This window comes from Streptomyces sp. NPDC029169, from assembly GCF_055563935.1.
In genome coordinates this window covers 1-18,353 of sequence record NZ_JBVHXA010000026.1, presented here as the reverse complement: position 1 = coordinate 18,353, position 18,353 = coordinate 1, and the positions used below count along the sequence as shown (strand labels likewise).

The following is an 18,353-nucleotide window of genomic DNA, read 5'->3' as shown; positions in this document are numbered from 1 at the left end:
ACGGGGGTTCAGGACTCGGCGCGCCTGTGGATCGCGTCGGCGCGTACGAGCAGGGCGGTGGCCTCCTCCAAGGAGAGGCCGCCGCCCTCGGCGTACGCGGCCTCGAACGCCTCGTCGCCGAGGACGGAGCGGGCCAGCTCCGTGGCGCGCTCCAGGTTGTCGCGCTCGTTCGGCCGTAGCAGATGGCCGTCCGGGAGCAGGCCCGCCTGAGCCCCGAGGAGCCGGGCGCCGAGCACCGCGTCGGGGCCGCCGAGACCGGCGAGGGCCCAGGCGGCGGTGACCAGATGGACCGCCGGCATCTGCGGGGCGACCATCAGCGACAGGGTGCCCAGGGACCGCTCCAGGGCCTCCCGGGCGAGGGCGAGCGCGGAGTCGTACCGCCCGTCGAGGTTGTCCAGCCAGGCCAGGCCGCCGAGGGTGAACCCGCCGAAGATCGACAGGGTCTGGGAGCTGAAGTCGTCGAGCAGCGCCGTCAGTTGTTCGCGGGCCTCGGCGGTGCGGCCGGTGCGGCCGAGCAGCATCGCGAGGAACAGCCGGGCGGCGAGCACCGGTTCGTGGCCACGGTTCTCCCCGACCTCCAGGATCTGGCGCAGGATCACCTCCGCCTCCTCGGCTCGACCGGTCACGGAGAGCATGTCGGCGTACCGGGCGCGCAGCAGCGCCATCTGGGACTGGGCGCCGACGCGCTCGGCATAGCCGATGGCGGCGGCGAAGTCCTCGGCCGCGCCCTCGAACCGGAGCTGCCGCTCGCGGGCCTCGCCGCGTGAGGAGAGGGCCTCGGCCGCGCCCCAGGCGTCGTCGAGGCGGACGAAGATCTCCAGGCTCTCCTCTGCGTCGGCCGCCGCGTCACCGGCCCAGTCGGCCCGGTTAGCCAGCACGTTGGCGCGCAGCTGGAGGGCGTTGGCGAGGTCCCAGTCGTAGCCGAAGCGGCGGCAGGTCTCGACGGTGGCGTCGAGCAGCTCGCGCATCCGGCCCGCCTCGCCGATGAGGATGACGGCGAGGACGGCGAAGGAGCCGGGCAGGCGGCAGGTCTGCGGCAGCCCGGGCCGGTAGACGGCGGTGATCCGCTTCAGCCGCTCGACACCCTCGGGCGTGGTCCAGTCGCCCGTCATGTGGTCCATGTTGAGCAGTTCGAGCAGCCGCACCCCGCGCCGGGCCTCCCACAGGTGCTCCTCGCTCAGCGGCGGGGGCGCGGCCGTGCAGGGCTCGTGGAGCGGTACGACGGGGGCGGCGGGCGGCGCGAAGGGGTCGGGGCCTAGGGCGGCGACGGCCTCGGCCCAGTGCAGGGCGTCGGCGCGGAGGTCGCGCATCTGCCAGTACCAGAGGAGGCAGTGGACGAGCATGAGCGCCTCGTGCTCGTCCCGTGCGGCGACGGCGCGGCGCAGGGCGGTGCGCAAGTTCTCGTACTCGGTCCTGAACCAGCCCATGGCCCGTACCTGCTCGCCACCGCGGAGCGCGGGGTCGGCGAGGCGGGCGAGTTCCCGGTAGTGGACGAGGTGCCGCCGCTCGGCGTCGCTCCGGTCCCCGGCCTCGTCGAGCCGCTCCCCGGCGTACTCGGCAACGGTCTCCAGAAGCCGGTAGCGCATGCTCCCGTCATCGCCGGGCGCGGCGACGACGAGCGACTTGTCGACAAGCGACCCGAGCAGGTCGAGGGCGTCGCCGGGCGACACGGCGGCGTCGGCGGGGCCGCCGGGTTCTGCCGGAACGCCGGCCGCCACGCCATCGGCGTTCGGCCGGGCGACGCCCGGCGACGTGTCGCGCGCGGAACGGACGGACTCGGCGGCGGCGTCGGGAGCACCCGGTTCCGGCGGGGTGCCGGGCGACGCCGGCGACGCGCCCGGCTCGGAAGGGAGGGGCTCGGCGCAGGCGTCGGGAGCGGGAGCACCCGGTTCTGCCCGCGCGCCGGCCGCCGCGTCGGCGGGCGTCGGCCGGCCGTCGCCCGCCGACGCGTCCAGCCCGGAACGGGCGGGCTCAGCGGGGGCGTCGGGAGCGGGAGCACCCGGTTCCGGCGGGGTGCCGGCCGCCGCGCCGTCGGCGGTCGGCCGGGCGACGCCCGGCGACGCGTCCGGCCCGGAAGGGACGGGCTCGGCGAGCGCGCCGACTTGGGTGGCACAGACGGCCTCCACCGCGTTCAGGTCGCAGCCGCCCGAGAAGACCGACAGGCGGCGCAGGACGGCGCGTTCGGGCTCGGACAGGAGGTCCCAGGACCAGTCGACGACCGCCCGCAGCGTCTGCTGGCGGGGCAGGACCGTCCGTGCGCCCGAGGTCAGCAGCCGGAACCGGTCATCGAGACGGTCGGCGATCTGCCGCGGGGACAGCAGCCGCAGCCGCGCCGCCGCGAGCTCGATCGCCAGCGGAAGCCCGTCCAGACGACGGCAGATCTCCGCGCACGCCTCCGGGTCGCCATCCGAATCGAAGCCGGGGCGGGCCGCGGCACCCCTATCCGCGAGCAGCCGCAGCGCCGACGCTTGCGGCAGCGGCTCCACCGGCCGTACGAACTCCCCCGGTACGCCCAGCGGTTCACGGCTCGTCGCGAGCACCGTCACTCCCGGGCACCGCGCCAGCATCTGCTCTACCAGCTCCGCCGCCGCGCCCACCACGTGCTCGCAGTTGTCCAGGAGCAGCAGCAACTGTCGCGGCGCGCAGTGTTCCACGAGCCGCCCGAGCGGGTCGTCCATGGTCCGCAGACCTTCGGCGCCCGCACCGCGCAGCACGGTCTCCCGCGCCCCCACGGCCCCGAGCACGGCCTCGGTGACCGCCTCCGGGTCGGTGACGGGCGCGAGTTCGGCCAGCCACACCCCGTCGGGCCACGCCCCGGCGTCGGCGGCCCGCTCGGCCGCCTCCTGCGAGAGCCGTGTCTTCCCGGCCCCGCCCGGCCCGAGGAGCGTGACGAGCCGGCTGCCGCGCAGATCCTCCTGGAGCCTGGCGATGTCCTGGTCCCGCCCGACGAAGCTGGTCAGCCGGGCTCGGAGGTTGCCCGGGCGGGCCGACACCACGGCACGGACCAGGCCGGGACCGGCCTGAGCCGCAACCTCGGGCCGCGGCTGCACCGGGCCCCCGGCCCGGCCTGCCGCATCCGCCTCCGAGCCCCCGGGTTCCCCCGCCGGAGCCAGCAGCTCCGCGTGGAGGGCCCGCAGGGCCGGGGACGGGTCCGCGCCGAGGCGGTCCGCCAGGGCGCGGCGGAAGGACTCGTACGCCGCGAGGGCCTCCGCCGCTCGCCCCGTGTCACGCAGCGCGCGGATGCGCAGGGCCTGGAGCGGTTCGTCCAGCACGTGCGCCTCGCAGAGGGCGGTCAGTTCGGGGAGGACCGAGGCCGCCTCCCCCAACGCGAGGGCCGCCCCGAAGCGGGCCCGTCGGGCGTCCAGGCGGCGGGCCTCCCAGCGGGCCGCCTCCGCCGTACGGTCCGGCAGGTCGGCGAGCGCGGGCCCCCGCCACAGGCCCAGCGCCTCGTCGAGCAGCCGCGCCGCCCGCGCCGGATCGCCCGCGTCGAGCGCCCGCACGCCGTCCCCCGCCAGCCGCTCGAACCGGTGCGCGTCCACGTCGTCGGGGGCCGCCGCCAGCCGGTACCCGCCAGTGCCCGACACGACCGCGTCCCGGCCGATCGCCCGCCGCAGCCGTCCGACGAGCGCCTGGAGCGCGGCGATCCCGTCCGCCGGCGGGTCGTCGGCCCAGACCTCGGCGACGAGGGCGCCGACCGGAACAGTTCGGTCCGCCCGGAGCGCCAGTACGGTCAGCAGCGCCCGCAGCCGCGCGCCGCCGAGGGCGACGGGGCTGCCGTCGGCTGCGTGGACCTGGGTGGGACCGAGGACGGAATAGCGCACAGGCCCTATTCTCCGTGAGCCGGGGATCACCGCAGGAACTCACCCCCGCCCCGGCACGTTTCCCGCACACACCCCGCCGCGCCCCAGGGAGTCCCACCGATGACCACGGCCACCACCCGTAGCCACGAGCGCAGGATCAGCCCGGTCTTCCTGGCGATCCTCGCCGTCATGGCGGTCACCGGCTGGGCCGTGTGGACCGGCTTCGCGGCCTCCCCCGGCCTGGCGATCTTCCTCTTCGTGACCTCGGCGTGGGTCGTCTCGCTCTGTCTCCACGAGTACGCACACGCCCGCACCGCCCTCCACGGCGGCGACATCACCGTCGGCGCCAAGGGGTACCTCACGCTCAACCCGCTCGCCTACACCCACGCCGTGCTGAGCATCATCCTGCCGGTGCTGTTCGTGATCATGGGTGGCATCGGTCTGCCGGGCGGCGCCGTCTTCATCGAGCAGGGCCGGATCCGGGGCCGCTGGAAGCACAGCCTCATCTCGGCGGCGGGCCCGCTGGCGAACGTCCTGTTCGCGATCGTGTGCACGGCGCCGTTCTGGCTGGACGCGCTGGACGGCGTCCCGCTCGCCTTCCAGTACGCGCTCGCCTTCCTGGCGTTCCTCCAGGTGACGGCCGCGCTCCTGAACTTCCTGCCGGTGCCGGGCCTGGACGGCTACGGAGTGGTCGAGCCCTGGCTGTCGTACAAGGTGAAGCGGCAGATAGAGCCGTACGCGCCGTACGGCTTCTTCGTCGTGATCGCGCTGCTCTTCGTCCCGGCGATCAACGGGGCGTTCTTCGACACGATAGACGCGCTGATGCGGGCGCTGAGTGTGCCGGAGCTCTCCCGCTACTGCGGCTCGGACCTCTACCGCTTCTGGCAGGAGACACCGGACCTCTGCCAGGTCTGACCCGGAGGTGCGGCGGCGACTCTGGACGGTTCCCGCGCGGCTTGGCAAGATCAACCCCTCATATGGCATGAACACACAATGAGTGCATGCCCGAATGTGAGGGGGACTCATGCTGTCACGCATCGGCCGACGCTTGTTCGCCGCCGGGGCCGTCCTGGCCTTGGCGGCCGGAACGCTCGGCGCCGCCGGGAGCGGGCAGGCAGCGGTCGCGGCGGAGACCGGGACCGGGTTCCGGACCGGGACCGTCGAGGTCGCCGCCGTGCCGCCGATGGGACCGGTCTTCAACGACCCGACATCCACCGACACCGCCCAGCAGAACGCCATCAAGAACCGGGTCCGCGAACTGATCGCCGCCGCCGACACCGGTTCGACGATCGAGATGGCGCTGTACCACCTGTGGGACAACACGATCGCCCAGGACCTCGCCGACGCGCACACCACCCGTGGCGTCAACGTACGGGTGGTGCTGGACGAGACCACCGCCAGCGACCCGGACGGCAGCCCCACCTCGTACAACACGCTCGTGGCGGCGCTGGGCACGGACATCGCACAGAGCTCGTACGTCACCCTGTGCCGCGCCGGCACATCGTGTCTGGGGTCCACCGGCAGCGGCATCAACCACAACAAGGTCCTGCTGTTCAGCAGCCTCGGTGGCGGTGCGGCGCAGCAGGTGGTGCTCCAGATGACGTCGAACCTGACGCCGTCGAACTACTCCCGGTACTGGAACAGCGCGGTGGGCGTCGCCGGCAACGCGGAGCTGTACGCGGCGTACACCTCGTACTTCGCCAAGCTCGCCAAGCAGGACCGGGCCAACTGGAGCTACACCTCCGCCAACGCGGGCGACTACAAGGTGTACTTCTTCCCGCGCGCGGGCACCACGGCCGACACCGACACCGTCGTCAACACGCTGGACAACGTCGGCTGCACCTGGAGCGACTCGGCGGGCACACACCGCACCGCCATCCGCGTCGCCATGCTGAAGATCACCCGGCAGGCCGTGGCCGACAAGCTGCGGGCGCTGGCCGCGGCGGGCTGCACCGTCGATGTCGTCTACAGCGAGACCGACTCCGGCACGTGGAACGCGCTGCACGGGCAGACCCGGCTCACCACGCGCTGCTACCAGCACGACGACGACGCGGACGCCACGACGCCCCGCCGCATTGTGCACTCCAAGAACATGATGATCGACGGCATGTACGCGGGCGCGCGACAGAAGCTGGTCTTCACGGGCAGCCACAACTGGAGCGGCCCGGCGTTGCGCGACAACGACGAGGCGATGCTGCGGATCACCACAGCCTCGGTGTACGACGCGTTCGAGGCCGACTTCGGGAAGGTGCGTACCGCGGCGTATCCGGGGACGGCGGACGACGTGGACGTCTGCAGGTGATCCGCTGACCCGTTGACCGATGCCGGGGACGACGCCCGGGTGCGGCGGAGCTAGCCGTTCGTCGCCCCGGCCCCGGTCCCCGCCTCGACCCTGGCGCGGCGAATGTAGTACCAGGCCATGTTCGAGGAGAGGCCGGCGAACAGGACCCAGACGACTCCCAGCCAGCTGCCCGCGGCGAAGGAGACGACGGCCGCGACGACGGCGAGGGCGCAGACGGCGAGGGCGTACAGAGCGAGGCGGGGCATGGGGTCGGCTCCTGTCCGGGTACGGCTGATGGTGCCCGTCCAGTGTCCCCCATGCCCTCGGGGGATCAGACGTCGGTGACCCGGAGCCCCGCGTGGGCCTTGTAGCGGCGGTTGACCGAGATCAGGTTGGCGACGAGGGCCTCGACCTGGTGGGCGTTACGCAGCCGGCCGGCGAAGACGCCGCGCATGCCGGGGATGCGGCCGGCGAGTGCCTGGACGATCTCGACGTCGGCGCGCTCCTCGCCGAGGACCATCACGTCGGTGTCGATCTCGTCGATCGCCGGGTCCTGGAGCAGGACGGCGGAGAGGTGGTGGAAGGCGGCGGTGACCCGGGACCCCGGCAGCAGGGCGGCGGCCTGCTCGGCGGCGGAGCCCTCCTCGGGCTTGAGGGCGTAGGCACCCTTCTTGTCGAAGCCGAGCGGGTTGACGCAGTCGACGACGAGCTTGCCGGCGAGTTCGTCGCGCAGCGCCTCCAGCGTCTTGGCGTGCCCGTCCCACGGGACGGCGACGATCACGATGTCGCTGCGGCGGGCGCACTCGGCGTTGTCTGCGCCCTCGACGCCAAGGCCCAGCTCGTCGGCGGCGGTCTGGGCGCGCTCGGCGGCGCGGGAGCCGATGATCACCTTCTGGCCGGCCTGGGCCAGCCGGTAGGCGAGGCCGCGGCCCTGGTCGCCGGTGCCGCCGAGGACGCCGACGACGAGGCCGGACACGTCTGGGAGGTCCCAGGGGTCCTTGGGGGCGGGCTTGCTGTCAGTCGTAGTCATGGCCTCGACATTACTGTCCGGTCGCGGCGGCACGTCTCCCGTACGGGTGGAAGCCTCGGCAACAGCCCCACACGGGCCGCCCGGCTGAGGCAGGATGCGACCCCATGGATGCCGTACGGGTCGCGTTGCTGCGGGAAGTGCTCGCCGGGACGGAGTGGCCGCGGGAGGCCCGCCGTTTCGCGGGTTCGCTCCGGTCCTCCGTCGTGCCGCACGGGGGCGGGCTGCTGCTGGTCGGCACGGAGGGGTACGAGCCCTGGCATCTGGCGGCGCACCTGGTGGACGAGGCGGCCTGGTCGGGGCAGCCGGAGCTGGCGCCGACGCTCGTACGGCACCGGGTGCGGCCGGGTGATCCGGCGCACCTGGCCGTGGGCCTGGGCCGCCTGGAGTCGGCGCGGCGCGGGGCGACGCTGCTGCTGGTGGCGCCGGAGCGGCCCGAGGCGGGTCTGCTCGAGCGGGTCCACGACGCGCGCAGGGCGGGGGCGACGGTGCTCTCCCTGGACGCCGGCGACCCGGAGGTCCACGGCCTGGCGCACGAGGCGCTGGCGGTGCGGGCGGGCGCGGAGGTCGACCTGGACACGGTCCAGCACCTGGTGAGCGCGGCAACCGGCGAAAACAGCCTCCCACCCCCACGCCCCCACCGCCGCCTCCGCGACCGCCTCTCCCGCCTGGCGGACCACCTGACATCACCGCCACCGACGGGCTGGTAGCGGGGGCGCCGGGGGCGGAGCCTATCCATGGCCCCGCCCGGCGTGGCGCGCTCACATGAGTTCGCTGTGCCTCTTCGTCATCCACGACTGGCAGCCCCAGCGGGCCAGCGCTCCGACAGCGACGGAGACGATGATGGCCCCCCAGTCGATGACGTGCGGGAGCCCAGGGAAGAAGGCGAAGAAAGCGAGCGTCACGACGACGCCCGCGACGAACGCGACAATCCCGGCCCGGCGCCGCCGCGTCGTCCACGCCTCGTCCTGTGTCTGCTGCTGGTCGATCATGAATGACTCACTTCGTGATGTGGTGGCACTGGCTCACGCGGCGCACCCCGTTTACGTGGAGATGCGCGCACGCCTTGCCATAACGAGGCAGGGTCTGAGGAGAGTTGTTCCGCATCGGGTTGATCTTGCACTCGGAGTGAGTCGCGCCTCGGGACGTTCGATACGTCTTGTTGTTGGTGTCGGCGTAGGTGAAGTCGATACGCCAGTTGCAGAAGCCACTGCTCAGGGCCCCGACGAAGGCGCAGTCGACGCCGGCGTTCTGGTACGTGATCTTCTTCCCTTCACCCCTGATGATGTGCGAGAACATGCAGCCGGTCGGGACCTTCATGGTCACACCACCCACGCTGTACTCGAAGGTTTGGACGGGAGTTGAGCCGACGGCGCTGGCCTGCGCCTGCGAAGGGCTTGCCAGCAGGAGCGCGACGGCGACGGCGAGAGCGGTGACGAGTCGGGGTGCGTACTGCGTGGTCACGGTGCGGTCTCTTCCGACGGAGTGTTTCTGGTGATCGGAAAACCGCACCAACGCCACCGCGGTTCTGCGCTGCAGGACGGTTCACTGCTCCGAGTGATCAAGGAATGACGTGCTGACCAGTGCCGACGCGCGACTCAACCAAGGGCCTGAGGGCGTACGAGCCGCACCACGGCGAACGTCCCCACGATGGTGTCACCAACGCGGAACCGGCGTCCGACGAGCTGGGGAGCTCGGGGCGAGCTGATCACAGTCAGCAGATCACCGGCCATAGCGCGCGGAACGAAACGGGCAGCATGGCCTGGTACGCGGTTGCGGTCGCCACCTGCGCCACCGAGCTGTCGAGAGGCACGAGGAGAGCTGGCTGCCCCACCGGCACAACGGTCCCACGCCCTCCCACAAGACCTCGCCGTCCTCCTCGGAAGACGCCAACTCGCCCGTCATCTCGTCCAGCACGTCGTCCGCACGCCCTCCCGCATCGCGCCAGACCCGTACCTCGCCATCGAGCAGCCGCTCCACAATCCGTCGAACCCCAGACGATGGACAGCGAAGCGGAGGAGCTGGAGATCGAGCCATGGCGTCGGCGGCGCGCTGAAGTTGGACGTGCACGTGGGGCGGACTGTAGCGGCGTGCAATGACGCCGGCGCGGGTATGAGCGGCGGTAGGAACGGCAGTCCCGGGAGGACAGGGGCCGGCGGCGGGTCGGCGTTGGGGAGCTTGATGCGGGCGACGGACGCATCCAGCGCGTGTCCCACCGTGGCGAGGTCGTGGATCCAGGGGTCGCCGAGTACGGCATCGAGCAGTCCGCCGTCGTATCCGTTGCCGCCGAACATCGGCTGGTCCCAGGGCATGTCGACCGCGAAGAGGTCAGCCTTGTGCTGGGCGATCCTCCCCTTGGCGGCCTCCACGTCACGAGGTTGGTGACCAGCGGCTCGTCCTGCTGCGCCTTCGCCGGTGGGCAGGTGAGGCCGACACTGTGCTTGACGTACGTCTGAAAGGCGTCGGCAGCCACGCCGGAGTGTGCCTTGCTGGCGGTCAGGGCGTAGGTCTGCGCGTCCTCCAGGAAGCACTGCATGAGCACGCCGGCGTGGCGCCAGGAGCCGGCGACGTCACGGATCGGGCAACGCGGCGGCGGGGCCCCGGGGCCTTCGCGGGGCAGCGGCGCCCCGCGCCCGCCGGTCCTAAATCGGTTGCCGGGTGCGTCGCGTGGTCGGAGCATGGCGGCTCGTGACCTTGAAGTTCTCCGACGTGTTGCCCGATCTCGCGCCCTGGCGTTCCTCGCGGGACTTCCGGCTTCTCTGGGTGCAAGGGCTCGTCGCCTTCTTCGCCAGCGCCGTGGCGATGATCGCGCTGCCGCTGCAGATCAAGGAGCTGACCGGATCACCGCTCGCCGTCGGTGCGATGGGCGCGGTCGAGCTGGTTCCCCTGGTCGTCTTCGGGCTCTACGGCGGTGCGCTCGCCGACGCCGTCGACCGGCGGAAGGTCCTCGTCGCCACCGAGTCCGGGCTCGGGCTGCTCGCCCTGCTCCTGCTCCTCAACTCGCTCCTGCCCGAACCGATGCTCTGGCCGCTGTACGTCGTCGCCGCCGGAGTCTCCGCGCTCGCCGGTCTCCAGCGCCCCGCCCTGGACTCCCTGCTCGCCCGGATCGTGCCGCACGACCAGCAGACGGCCGCCGCCGCGCTCAACTCGCTGCGCTGGCAGATGGGTACGATCGCCGGACCGGCGCTCGCGGGCCTGCTCGTGGCGTACGCCGGTCATCCCCCGGCCTACGCCGTGACGATCGCCGGTTTCCTCGTCTCCGTACTCCTGTGTCTGCGGCTCTCCCCCGCCCCGCCCGCGCACGACGCCGACAAGCCGTCGCTGCGCGGCATCGCGGAGGGCGCCCGCTACGCGTGGTCGCGGCCGGTGCTCCTGGGGACGTACGCGATCGACCTCGCCGCCATGTTCTTCGCGTTCCCGAACACGATCTTCCCGTTCCTGGCGGACGAGCTGGACGCCGACTGGTCGCTGGGCCTGATGTACGCGGCGGGCTCGGCCGGCTCGCTCGTTCTCGGCCTGACCAGCGGCTGGACCTCGCGGATCCGCCGGCACGGGTGGCTGGTCGTGTGCGGTGCCGCGGGGTGGGGGCTCGCGATCGCGGCGGCCGGCTGGTTCTCGGACATCTGGCTCGTGCTGCTCTGCCTGGCCTTCGCGGGCGCCGGCGACATGGCGAGCGGCCTGGGCCGCGCCACGATCTGGAACCAGACGATCCCGGAGGAGCTACGGGGCCGGCTCGCCGGGATCGAGGTCCTGTCGTACAGCGTCGGACCGCAGCTCGGGCAGGTCCGCGCGGGGGCCATGGCCGGCTGGACGGGCACGCGGGCGGCGATCTGGGGCGGCGGCGTGGCGTGTGTCGCCTCCGTGGGGCTGCTCTGCCTCGCTCTGCCGAAGCTGCTCCGCTACGACTCCGATGCGGACGAGGACGCGCTGCGTCACAAGGCTGCGCAGGAGGCGCGGGAGGCGGAAGAGGCCGGGACCGTGGCCCCGGCCTGACGCGCGGGAGCCTGCCGCCGCTCTAATCCTGCGTCTCGTCCGCCGACCCGGGCCTGTCGTGCCACTTCGGATCGGTCTCCCACTCCAGGTTGCGTTCCTGCGCCCTCTCCATCGCGTGGGACGCCTCCTCGCGGCTGGTGTACGGGCCGAAGCGGTTCTTGGCCGGGCACTCCGGGCCCTCCTCGACCTTCTTGTGCTCCAGGCAGTAGTACCATTCACCCGGTTTGCCCACCGTGCGCTTCTTGAACAGGGCCATCGTCGGCTCCTTCCTCTGAGGCCATGCTGCCCCAGACGCGGTCGTTAGACTCGCTGACATGTCTGGCCAGTCGCTGCTCGTACCGGGGGAGCTCTCCCCCCACCGCTCCGTTCCGGGAGCCATCCGTCGTCCCGAGTACGTCGGGAAGCCCGCACCCACCCCGTACACAGGGCCCGAGGTGCAGGATTCCGACACCATCGAGCGGATGCGGATCGCCGGCCGCATCGCCGCGCAGGCGATGGAGGAGGCCGCCAAGCACATCTCGCCAGGGGTCACCACGGACGAGCTGGACCGGGTCGCGCACGAGTTCATGTGCGACCACGGGGCGTACCCCTCCACCCTCGGCTACCGCGGTTTCCCGAAGTCGCTCTGCTCCTCGGTCAACGAGGTCATCTGCCATGGAATCCCCGACTCCACCGTCCTCAAGGACGGCGACATCGTGAACCTGGACGTCACGGCGTACATCAACGGGGTCCACGGCGACAACAACGCCACGTACCTCTGCGGCGACGTGGACGACGAGTCCCGGCTGCTCGTCGAGCGGACGCGGGAGTCCCTCAACCGGGCCATCAAGGCGGTCAAGCCGGGCCGCCAGATCAACATCATCGGCCGGGTCATCGAGTCGTACGCCAAGCGCTTCGGCTACGGCGTCGTGCGCGACTTCACCGGGCACGGCATCAACTCGTCCTTCCATTCCGGACTGATCATCCCGCACTACGACTCCCCGCACGCCACCACGGTCATCCAGCCGGGCATGACGTTCACGATCGAGCCGATGCTGACGCTGGGCACGCACGAGTACGACATGTGGGACGACGGCTGGACGGTCGTGACGAAGGACCGCAAGCGGACGGCGCAGTTCGAGCACACGCTCGTCGTCACGGACACCGGGGCCGAGATTCTCACGTTGCCCTGATTCTTTCCCCGGGTAGCGTTTTTACCGACAGGTCGTCGGGAACCAGTTGACTTAGGTAAGCCTAAGTAGCAGGATCTCAGCAGGTTCCCGTCCCATCGGCCACGGAGGCACGCCTTGGACACGCCCTTCTCGACGCTCATCCGCACGGCCTCTCACGAACAGCACACCGAGGCCGAGACGTCGACCTTCATGAGCGACCTCCTCGGTGGCCGGCTCGCCGTGGACGCCTACACGCGGTACACGGAGCAGCTCTGGTTCGTGTACCGCGCCCTGGAGGACGGCGCCGAAGCGCTGAAGGACGACCCGGTCGCCGGGCCCTTCATACAGCCGGAGCTGTACCGCACGGCCGCCCTGGAGCAGGACCTCACCCATCTGCGGGGCCCGGACTGGCGCGCCGGGCTCTCCGCGCTGCCCGCCACCGCCGCGTACGCCGCGCGGGTGGCGCAGTGCGCTCGGGAATGGCCGGCCGGCTATGTGGCGCACCACTACACGCGCTACCTCGGCGACCTCTCTGGCGGCCAGATCATCCGCGACAAGGCGGAGCGCACGTGGGGCTTCGCGCGCAAGGGCGACGGCGTCCGCTTCTACGTGTTCGAGGAGATCGCGAACCCCGCGGCCTTCAAGCGCGGGTACCGGGAGCTGCTCGACGGCGTGAACGCCGACGACCTGGAGAAGCAGCGGATCATCGACGAGTGCAAGCGCGCCTTCGACTTCAACGGCGCGGTGTTCCGGGAGCTGGGCACCGAGTTCCCGCTCAGCGCGTAGCCGCGAGCGCGGCGTCAGCGGGGCGGGGCGGGGCGGGCATCGCGGGTTCGAGTCCCGTTACTCGGGCCCGCCGCCTCAGAGCGTCAGCGTGCGCTCCAGCCTCACCCGGCCGCCCAGCTCTATGACGCCGTCGGGGCCGGGGGCCGTGAGGATCTGCGACCCCCGGCCCTGCGTGATGTTCAGGGCCCGGCCCAGCTCGGCCGTGAGCAGCAGGGCCGCCGCGCCCGTCGCCTCGTCCTCGTCGATACCGTCCCCGCGCCCCGGGAACGCCCGCGCCCGCACCCGCCCGGCCGCCTCGTCCTCCCAGGCCCAGGCGTACAGCCACTCCCCCGGCTCGGGAACCTCCAGCGCGTCGACCTCGGCGGCCGACCCGTACCGCCGCAGCGTCCGCGGCGGGGCCCACTCGGCGCGGGCCTCGATCCAGGTGAACTCCCCGTCCCCGCGCACCCACACCTCGCCGGCTGGCGGGCGGACGACCTCCAGATCGAGCAGCCAGGCCGCGCCGACGAGCGGATAGCCGGCGAACGGCAGCCGCACACCGGGCGTGTAGATGTCGACGATCCCGCGCTCCGGGTCGTCCACGAACACGGTCTCGCTGAACCCGAGTTCCTTGGCGAGCGCCTGCCGGGACGCCTCGTCGGGATGCGTACGCCCGTCCCGTACGACACCCAGGGCGTTGCCGTACCGGCCGTCGCCGGCGCAGAAGACGCGCAGGACGTCGATGTCGGTGGCGCTGCTCGTCACGGTCGTGTGCATGGCGGAATTCAAGCATCCACCGCTCCCGTTCGGCGGCCCGACCGGGAATCGGGGGCCAGGCATGCGGCAGGGCCGCACCGCCGTTTCCGGGGGTGCGGCCCTGCCTGTGGGGGGTGGCGGGTTCAGGATTCCGTCGTGCGGCGGCGGACCGCGAAGACGACGGACGCGCCCGCGAGGGCCGTGGCGCCGGCGGCGCCGAGGAGGGTGCCGGTCGGGAGGCCCGCGCCGGTGGCGGCGAGGGAGCCGGTGCCGCCGACCGTGCCGCCACCACCGGTGGTGGTCGACGAGCCGCCCGTGGTACCGCCGGTCGTCGTCGGCAGCGGGGCGTCCTTGTCCACGGTGAGGGCGACGGTCACCGGGTCGATGGCGGTGCCCGGCTGGTAGAACGCCTGGCCGCCCGGGCCCGCGAACTGGGCCGCGCCGTCCTTCGTCAGCTTGGCCGGGATGTTCGCGAGGGTCACGACACCGTTCTTCGCGGTGTAGTCGGCCTTCGACAGGTCGAGGTCGGCGAACGTCACGTCGTTCTTCGTGCCCTGGGCGGTGGCGACGTCCGCGACGAGCGTGCCGGCCGAGCCGCTGGCCTTCACCTTCACGTCGCTGATGGCCCAGTCGATGGTGTGGGCCGCGCACTCGAAGCGGACCGTGCCCGTGAAGGCCGCGTCGGCCGTGCGGGCGTTCGCGTTCCAGTCGCCGGAGCCGGAGCCGAGGGCGAAGTCGTACACCGAGCCGTTCTTCGTCGCGCCGCCGGTCGCCGTCGCCTTGCCGCCGCAGGTGCCCACGACGTACTTCCGCCAGGACTCCTTCACGCCCCAGGTGAGCTTGCCGTTCTCGACCGACGGGGTGCCCGTGGTCGGCTTGACCGTGGGCTGCGCGGTGGTCGGGGCGGTGGTCGGAGGCGCCGTGGTCTTCGTCGGGGTCGGGGTTGGGGTCGGCGTGGGGGTCTTGGTGGGTGTCGGGGTCGGCTGCGTGCCGCCGCCCGCCTTCACCGTCAGGGTCGCCGCGTCGAGCGCGTCGCCCTCCTTGTAGAAGCCGGCGAACGCCTCCGCGCCGCCCTTGGTCAGCTTCGCCGGTATGTCCTTGAAGACCATCGCGCCGCCCGCGCCCTGGCCCGGCCGCACCCCGGTCATGTCCAGCGCCGCGATCGCGATGTCCTCGCGCGTCACGAACTTCCCGTCGTTGCCCTTGGTGACGACATCGGCGGTGATCTCGCCGGTCGGCGCGGCCGAGCCCTTCGTCGTCAGCTTCACGTCGGAGAGCGTGATGTCGAGGACGCCGCCGTGCGCCTCGAAGTGGACGCTGCCCTTGAAGGCGTTGGCCGTGGCGTGCGTCCCGGTGTCGTACGTACCGGTGCCCTCCACGAAGGTGAACACGCCGTTGTCCGCGGCCTGCTTCGCGCCGCCCCCGACCGTGGTCTTCCCCTGGGCCATGGGCGAGGCGAGGTACTTGCGGAAGGACTCCTTGAAGCCCCAGTCCAGTGTGCCGTCCTTCAGCTCCATCACGGGGGCGCCGTCCGCCGCGAGGGCGGGCAAGGCGAAGACGCTCGCTCCGAGCGCTGCGGCGGTGGCGACGGCCGCGGCGAGGATGAGCGGTCGACGGGTGGGTGTGGCCATGGTCGGTGGTCTCCTACGGGAGGGAATCTGGGGTCAGTTGAAGGTGCTGCGGCGGCGTACGAGGGCGAAGGCGGCGAGCGCGGCGAGGACCAGCACGCCGCCTCCGATCGCCAGGTACGTACCGGTGGAGGAGGAATCGGAGGCGGCCGCGGTCTTCGCCGGAGCAGCGGACGCGGAAGCGGAGGCCGAAGCGGAAGGGGATGCCGAGGGCTTCGCGTCGCTCCCCAGGTCCGGCAGGGCCGGCAGCTGCGCCTTTGCGTCGACCGCTACGGCCAGCGAGACCGGGTCCATCTCCGTACCGGCCTTGTACATCCCGCCGAAGGCCTTCGCGCCGCCCTCCGTGAGGGTCGCGGGTGCCTCGGTCAGTACGGCGAGACCGTTCTTCGGCGCGAAGTCCCGGGCCGTGAAGGTGATCAGGGGTACGCCCTTCTCGGTCGTGCCGCCGCTGGTGACATCGGCGCTGAGCGTGCCCTTGCCGCCGGTCACGGTGACCGAGACGGCGCCGAGGGCGAGGTCGAGGTGGGTGCCGGTGAAGCGGACGGAGCCCGCGAAGTCCGCGTCCAGGGTCTGCTTCTCCGGGTCGTACGTGCCCTTCCCGCTCGGGAAGCGGAACAGCGCGCCGCCGTCCTGGGCGCCGCCGGACAGGGTCCACCTGCCCTGGGCGATGGAGCCGGTGACGTACTCGCGGAAGGTGCGGCGCACGCCCCAGTCGACGGCTCCGTCCCGGAAGCCTCTGGTGGCGGCGGAGGAACTCACGGACGGCTCGGGGGACTTGGTGGCCGTCGGCTCGGCGGCGGCCTTCACGTCGACGGTGAGGCTGATCGGATCGAGCGGTGTGCCGGCCGTGTAGTACCCGGCGAAGGCGCGTGCGCCCTGCGAGGTCAGCGTGGTGGGCACGTTGGTGAGGGAGATCGGGCTGCCGCCGCCGCGCATGTCGATCCCGGCGAGGTTCAGCGAGGCGAGCGGCACCTGGGAGGAGGAGGTGAGCTTCCCCGTCCCCTTGGCCTTGCTCGCCATGTCGGCGTAGAGCGTGCCGCGCCCGCCCTCGATGCGGACGCGGGGCCGGCTGATCGTCAGATCCAGCTCGTGGGTGCCGTCGCTCGTCCGGTGCCCGAGGAAGTGCACGCCGCCCGTGAATCCGGCGGTGAAGGCGCCGCTCGCGGGGTCGTACGAGCCCCGGGCGGAGTGGAAGCGGAACTGGCTGCCGCCGACGGTGGCGGCGCCGCCCGAAAGATTCCAACTGCCGTGTGCGATGGGGCCCGTGACATAACTCTGGAAAGAGGATTTGATTCCCCAGTCGAGTCTGCCACCCTGCACCGTACGGTCCGCGGCCTGGGCGGCGGTGGCCGGGAGCAGGGACCCGAGGAGCGCCGCGAAGAGCGCGACGGCGAGCGCCCGGGCCGGTCTGGACAGCAGCATGTAACCCCTCCGAGGGCTAGCAAGTGAGGTAAGGCTAACCTAAGGTATCCGGAGGAAAAACGACAGGCTGTTGCCCAGAACGAACAGGACGGTGCTTGTCCGTGCAGAGATCTCGCCTCGCGGGTGTGCTGACATCGGCACTCGCACTCGCCCTCCTGGCGACCGGCTGCGGCGACGGAAGCGCTCCCTCGAAGCCCGGGGCCCCTGCGGCGCACGCCGCGCCCGACCGGGTCGAACCCCTCGCCGGCGCACCGAAGTCCACGCTCCCGGCGACGGTGGACTCGGCGGACGGGCGCACGGTCACCGTCACGTCCACCCAGCGGATCGTCCCCCTGACCGGCTCCCTCAACGAGATCGTCTTCACCCTCGGCCTCGGCGACCGGGTGGTCGCCCGGGACATCACGGCCACCTTCGAACAGGCCGCGAAACTCCCGGTGGTGACCCGCGCCCACGACGTCTCCGCCGAGAGCGTGCTCTCCCTGCGGCCGACCCTCGTGCTCGCCGACACCTCCACGGGGCCCGCCGAGGCGATCGCCCAGATACGCGACGCGGGCGTCCCGCTCGTCGTGGTGAAGCCCGCGAAGGAACTCGCGGACGTGTCCGCCCGGATCGAGACGGTCGCCGCCGCCCTCGGCGTACCGGAGGCCGGGACCGCGCTGAAGCGGCGGACGCAGGACCGGATCGACACGGTCCGCAAGGACATCCCCGCGGGGCGGGACAAGCCGCGGGTGGCCTTCCTCTACGTCCGCGGATCGGCCGCCGTCTATCTGCTCGGCGGCGCCGAGTCCGGGGCCGCGTCGCTCCTGGAGGCGGCGGGGGCCGTGGACGCGGGCAAGGAGTCCGGCCTGAAGAAGGACTTCACGCCGATCACCAGCGAGGCGCTGGCCGCTGCCGCGCCCGATGCGATCCTCGTCATGAGCAAGGGCCTCGAGTCGGTCGGCGGGGTCGACGGTCTGGTGAAGATCCCCGGCGTCGCGGAGACCCCGGCCGGGATGGACCGCCGGGTCGTCTCGGTCGACGACGGCGTCCTCCTCAACTACGGCCCGCGCACGGACCAGGTGCTGAAGTCCCTCGTCGACCAGCTGTACGGAGCGTCGAAGTGACCGCGGTCGACGGCTCGGTGACCCCCGCGCATCCGGTCCCTAACGACGGCTCGGTGACGCCCGCACATCCGATCCCGAGCGACAGCTCGGTGACGCCCGCGCATCCGGACCCGAGCGACGGCTCGGTGACGCCCGCGCACCCGGACCCCAGCGACAGCTCGGTGACGCCCGCGCACCCGGACCCCAGCGACAGCTCGGTGACCCCCGCGCATCCGGACCCGAGCGACGCCGCGGGGGCCGTACCGGAGCCCCCCGGCCGGACGGCCGGGAACGCGTCGGGCCGGACGGCGGACGGCACGCACGCGTCGCCGGGCCCGGCGGGGGGGGGGCCGCCGGCCCGAAGGAGGTGGGAGACCCCAACCCCCCCCCCCCCCCCCCCCCCCCCCCCCCTCTGTTTCCCTTTCTTCTCTTCCCCCCTCTCTTGGGT

At 72.3% G+C, this 18,353-nt stretch carries 17 protein-coding genes and 1 pseudogene; 7 read left to right on the top strand and 11 right to left on the bottom strand.

The features are described 5' to 3' along the window. Positions 1 to 8: 8 nt before the first annotated feature. Positions 9 to 3,821, bottom strand: coding sequence for an AfsR/SARP family transcriptional regulator (locus ACZ4VI_RS33295; RefSeq protein WP_468005432.1), 3,813 nt, complete (start codon positions 3,819 to 3,821; stop codon positions 9 to 11). 99 nt (positions 3,822 to 3,920) lie between these two features. On the opposite strand from ACZ4VI_RS33295, the gene ACZ4VI_RS33290 reads away from it, so the two are divergent. Continuing rightward, complete coding sequence (locus ACZ4VI_RS33290; RefSeq protein WP_468005431.1) at positions 3,921 to 4,715, top strand: site-2 protease family protein; 795 nt, start codon at positions 3,921 to 3,923, stop codon at positions 4,713 to 4,715. A gap of 109 nt (positions 4,716 to 4,824) precedes the next feature. After that, complete coding sequence (locus ACZ4VI_RS33285; protein WP_468005429.1) at positions 4,825 to 6,102, top strand: phospholipase D-like domain-containing protein; 1,278 nt, start codon at positions 4,825 to 4,827, stop codon at positions 6,100 to 6,102. Positions 6,103 to 6,152: 50 nt separating this feature from the next. Here ACZ4VI_RS33285 and ACZ4VI_RS33280 read toward each other — a convergent pair whose 3' ends face one another. Further along, positions 6,153 to 6,347, bottom strand: coding sequence for a hypothetical protein (locus tag ACZ4VI_RS33280; protein WP_468005428.1), 195 nt, complete (start codon positions 6,345 to 6,347; stop codon positions 6,153 to 6,155). 65 nt (positions 6,348 to 6,412) lie between these two features. After that, a complete protein-coding gene (npdG, locus tag ACZ4VI_RS33275) occupies positions 6,413 to 7,111 on the bottom strand; it encodes an NADPH-dependent F420 reductase (protein ID WP_468005426.1) in 699 nt (232 codons plus the stop codon). 104 nt (positions 7,112 to 7,215) lie between these two features. Between npdG and ACZ4VI_RS33270 the strand changes: the two genes are divergently transcribed. Next, positions 7,216 to 7,818 (top strand): hypothetical protein, encoded by a 603-nt coding sequence (locus ACZ4VI_RS33270; protein ID WP_468005425.1) that lies wholly within the window; start codon positions 7,216 to 7,218, stop codon positions 7,816 to 7,818. Between the two features lie 51 nt (positions 7,819 to 7,869). On the opposite strand, the gene ACZ4VI_RS33265 is transcribed toward ACZ4VI_RS33270, so the two are convergent. The 4 genes and pseudogenes from ACZ4VI_RS33265 to ACZ4VI_RS33250 form a co-directional block, all read right to left on the bottom strand. Beyond that, positions 7,870 to 8,100 (bottom strand): hypothetical protein, encoded by a 231-nt coding sequence (locus tag ACZ4VI_RS33265; protein WP_468005423.1) that lies wholly within the window; start codon positions 8,098 to 8,100, stop codon positions 7,870 to 7,872. A gap of 7 nt (positions 8,101 to 8,107) precedes the next feature. Continuing rightward, the gene (locus ACZ4VI_RS33260) at positions 8,108 to 8,572 is read right to left on the bottom strand and encodes a hypothetical protein (protein ID WP_468005421.1); all 465 of its coding nucleotides are present in this window, start codon (positions 8,570 to 8,572) and stop codon (positions 8,108 to 8,110) included. 134 nt (positions 8,573 to 8,706) lie between these two features. After that, positions 8,707 to 8,859: pseudogene (locus ACZ4VI_RS33255) on the bottom strand (DUF6093 family protein); the annotation flags it as partial. Positions 8,860 to 9,009: 150 nt separating this feature from the next. Next, entirely contained in the window at positions 9,010 to 9,477 is a 468-nt protein-coding gene (locus ACZ4VI_RS33250) for a hypothetical protein (protein ID WP_468005420.1), read from the bottom strand. A gap of 319 nt (positions 9,478 to 9,796) precedes the next feature. Between ACZ4VI_RS33250 and ACZ4VI_RS33245 the strand changes: the two genes are divergently transcribed. After that, positions 9,797 to 11,101: an MFS transporter gene (locus ACZ4VI_RS33245; RefSeq protein ID WP_468005418.1), complete on the top strand. Its 1,305-nt coding sequence runs from the start codon at positions 9,797 to 9,799 to the stop codon at positions 11,099 to 11,101. Between the two features lie 22 nt (positions 11,102 to 11,123). Here ACZ4VI_RS33245 and ACZ4VI_RS33240 read toward each other — a convergent pair whose 3' ends face one another. After that, positions 11,124 to 11,357, bottom strand: coding sequence for a hypothetical protein (locus ACZ4VI_RS33240; RefSeq protein ID WP_468005416.1), 234 nt, complete (start codon positions 11,355 to 11,357; stop codon positions 11,124 to 11,126). A gap of 58 nt (positions 11,358 to 11,415) precedes the next feature. Here ACZ4VI_RS33240 and map point away from each other — a divergent pair, with 58 nt between their 5' ends. Next, the gene (gene map, locus ACZ4VI_RS33235; protein WP_468005414.1) at positions 11,416 to 12,273 is read left to right on the top strand and encodes a type I methionyl aminopeptidase; all 858 of its coding nucleotides are present in this window, start codon (positions 11,416 to 11,418) and stop codon (positions 12,271 to 12,273) included. Positions 12,274 to 12,387: 114 nt separating this feature from the next. Further along, complete coding sequence (locus tag ACZ4VI_RS33230) at positions 12,388 to 13,038, top strand: biliverdin-producing heme oxygenase (RefSeq protein ID WP_468005412.1); 651 nt, start codon at positions 12,388 to 12,390, stop codon at positions 13,036 to 13,038. A gap of 75 nt (positions 13,039 to 13,113) precedes the next feature. Here the strand turns inward: ACZ4VI_RS33230 and ACZ4VI_RS33225 are convergent, their stop codons facing one another. The 3 genes from ACZ4VI_RS33225 to ACZ4VI_RS33215 all read right to left on the bottom strand — a co-directional run bounded on the left by ACZ4VI_RS33225 (position 13,114) and on the right by ACZ4VI_RS33215 (position 16,823). Further along, a complete protein-coding gene (locus ACZ4VI_RS33225; protein ID WP_468005410.1) occupies positions 13,114 to 13,794 on the bottom strand; it encodes a PhzF family phenazine biosynthesis protein in 681 nt (226 codons plus the stop codon). Between the two features lie 122 nt (positions 13,795 to 13,916). Continuing rightward, complete coding sequence (locus ACZ4VI_RS33220) at positions 13,917 to 15,404, bottom strand: HtaA domain-containing protein (RefSeq protein WP_468005408.1); 1,488 nt, start codon at positions 15,402 to 15,404, stop codon at positions 13,917 to 13,919. A 33-nt stretch (positions 15,405 to 15,437) separates the two neighbouring features. Beyond that, positions 15,438 to 16,823, bottom strand: a complete 1,386-nt coding sequence (locus ACZ4VI_RS33215; RefSeq protein WP_468005406.1) for an HtaA domain-containing protein — start codon at positions 16,821 to 16,823, stop codon at positions 15,438 to 15,440. 95 nt (positions 16,824 to 16,918) lie between these two features. On the opposite strand from ACZ4VI_RS33215, the gene ACZ4VI_RS33210 reads away from it, so the two are divergent. Then, positions 16,919 to 17,926 (top strand): heme/hemin ABC transporter substrate-binding protein, encoded by a 1,008-nt coding sequence (locus ACZ4VI_RS33210; protein WP_468005405.1) that lies wholly within the window; start codon positions 16,919 to 16,921, stop codon positions 17,924 to 17,926. Positions 17,927 to 18,353: the final 427 nt, after the last annotated feature.

Bases quoted from the DNA above. Each gene is read 5' to 3' on its own strand.
- ACZ4VI_RS33290 (WP_468005431.1), top strand. From the start codon at position 3,921: ATGACCACGGCCACCACCCGTAGCCACGAGCGCAGGATCAGCCCGGTC.
- ACZ4VI_RS33285 (WP_468005429.1), top strand. From the start codon at position 4,825: ATGCTGTCACGCATCGGCCGACGCTTGTTCGCCGCCGGGGCCGTCCTG.
- ACZ4VI_RS33280 (WP_468005428.1), bottom strand. From the start codon at position 6,347: ATGCCCCGCCTCGCTCTGTACGCCCTCGCCGTCTGCGCCCTCGCCGTC.
- npdG (WP_468005426.1), bottom strand. From the start codon at position 7,111: ATGACTACGACTGACAGCAAGCCCGCCCCCAAGGACCCCTGGGACCTC.
- ACZ4VI_RS33270 (WP_468005425.1), top strand. From the start codon at position 7,216: ATGGATGCCGTACGGGTCGCGTTGCTGCGGGAAGTGCTCGCCGGGACG.
- ACZ4VI_RS33265 (WP_468005423.1), bottom strand. From the start codon at position 8,100: ATGATCGACCAGCAGCAGACACAGGACGAGGCGTGGACGACGCGGCGG.
- ACZ4VI_RS33240 (WP_468005416.1), bottom strand. From the start codon at position 11,357: ATGGCCCTGTTCAAGAAGCGCACGGTGGGCAAACCGGGTGAATGGTAC.
- map (WP_468005414.1), top strand. From the start codon at position 11,416: ATGTCTGGCCAGTCGCTGCTCGTACCGGGGGAGCTCTCCCCCCACCGC.
- ACZ4VI_RS33225 (WP_468005410.1), bottom strand. From the start codon at position 13,794: ATGCACACGACCGTGACGAGCAGCGCCACCGACATCGACGTCCTGCGC.
- ACZ4VI_RS33220 (WP_468005408.1), bottom strand. From the start codon at position 15,404: ATGGCCACACCCACCCGTCGACCGCTCATCCTCGCCGCGGCCGTCGCC.
- ACZ4VI_RS33215 (WP_468005406.1), bottom strand. From the start codon at position 16,823: ATGCTGCTGTCCAGACCGGCCCGGGCGCTCGCCGTCGCGCTCTTCGCG.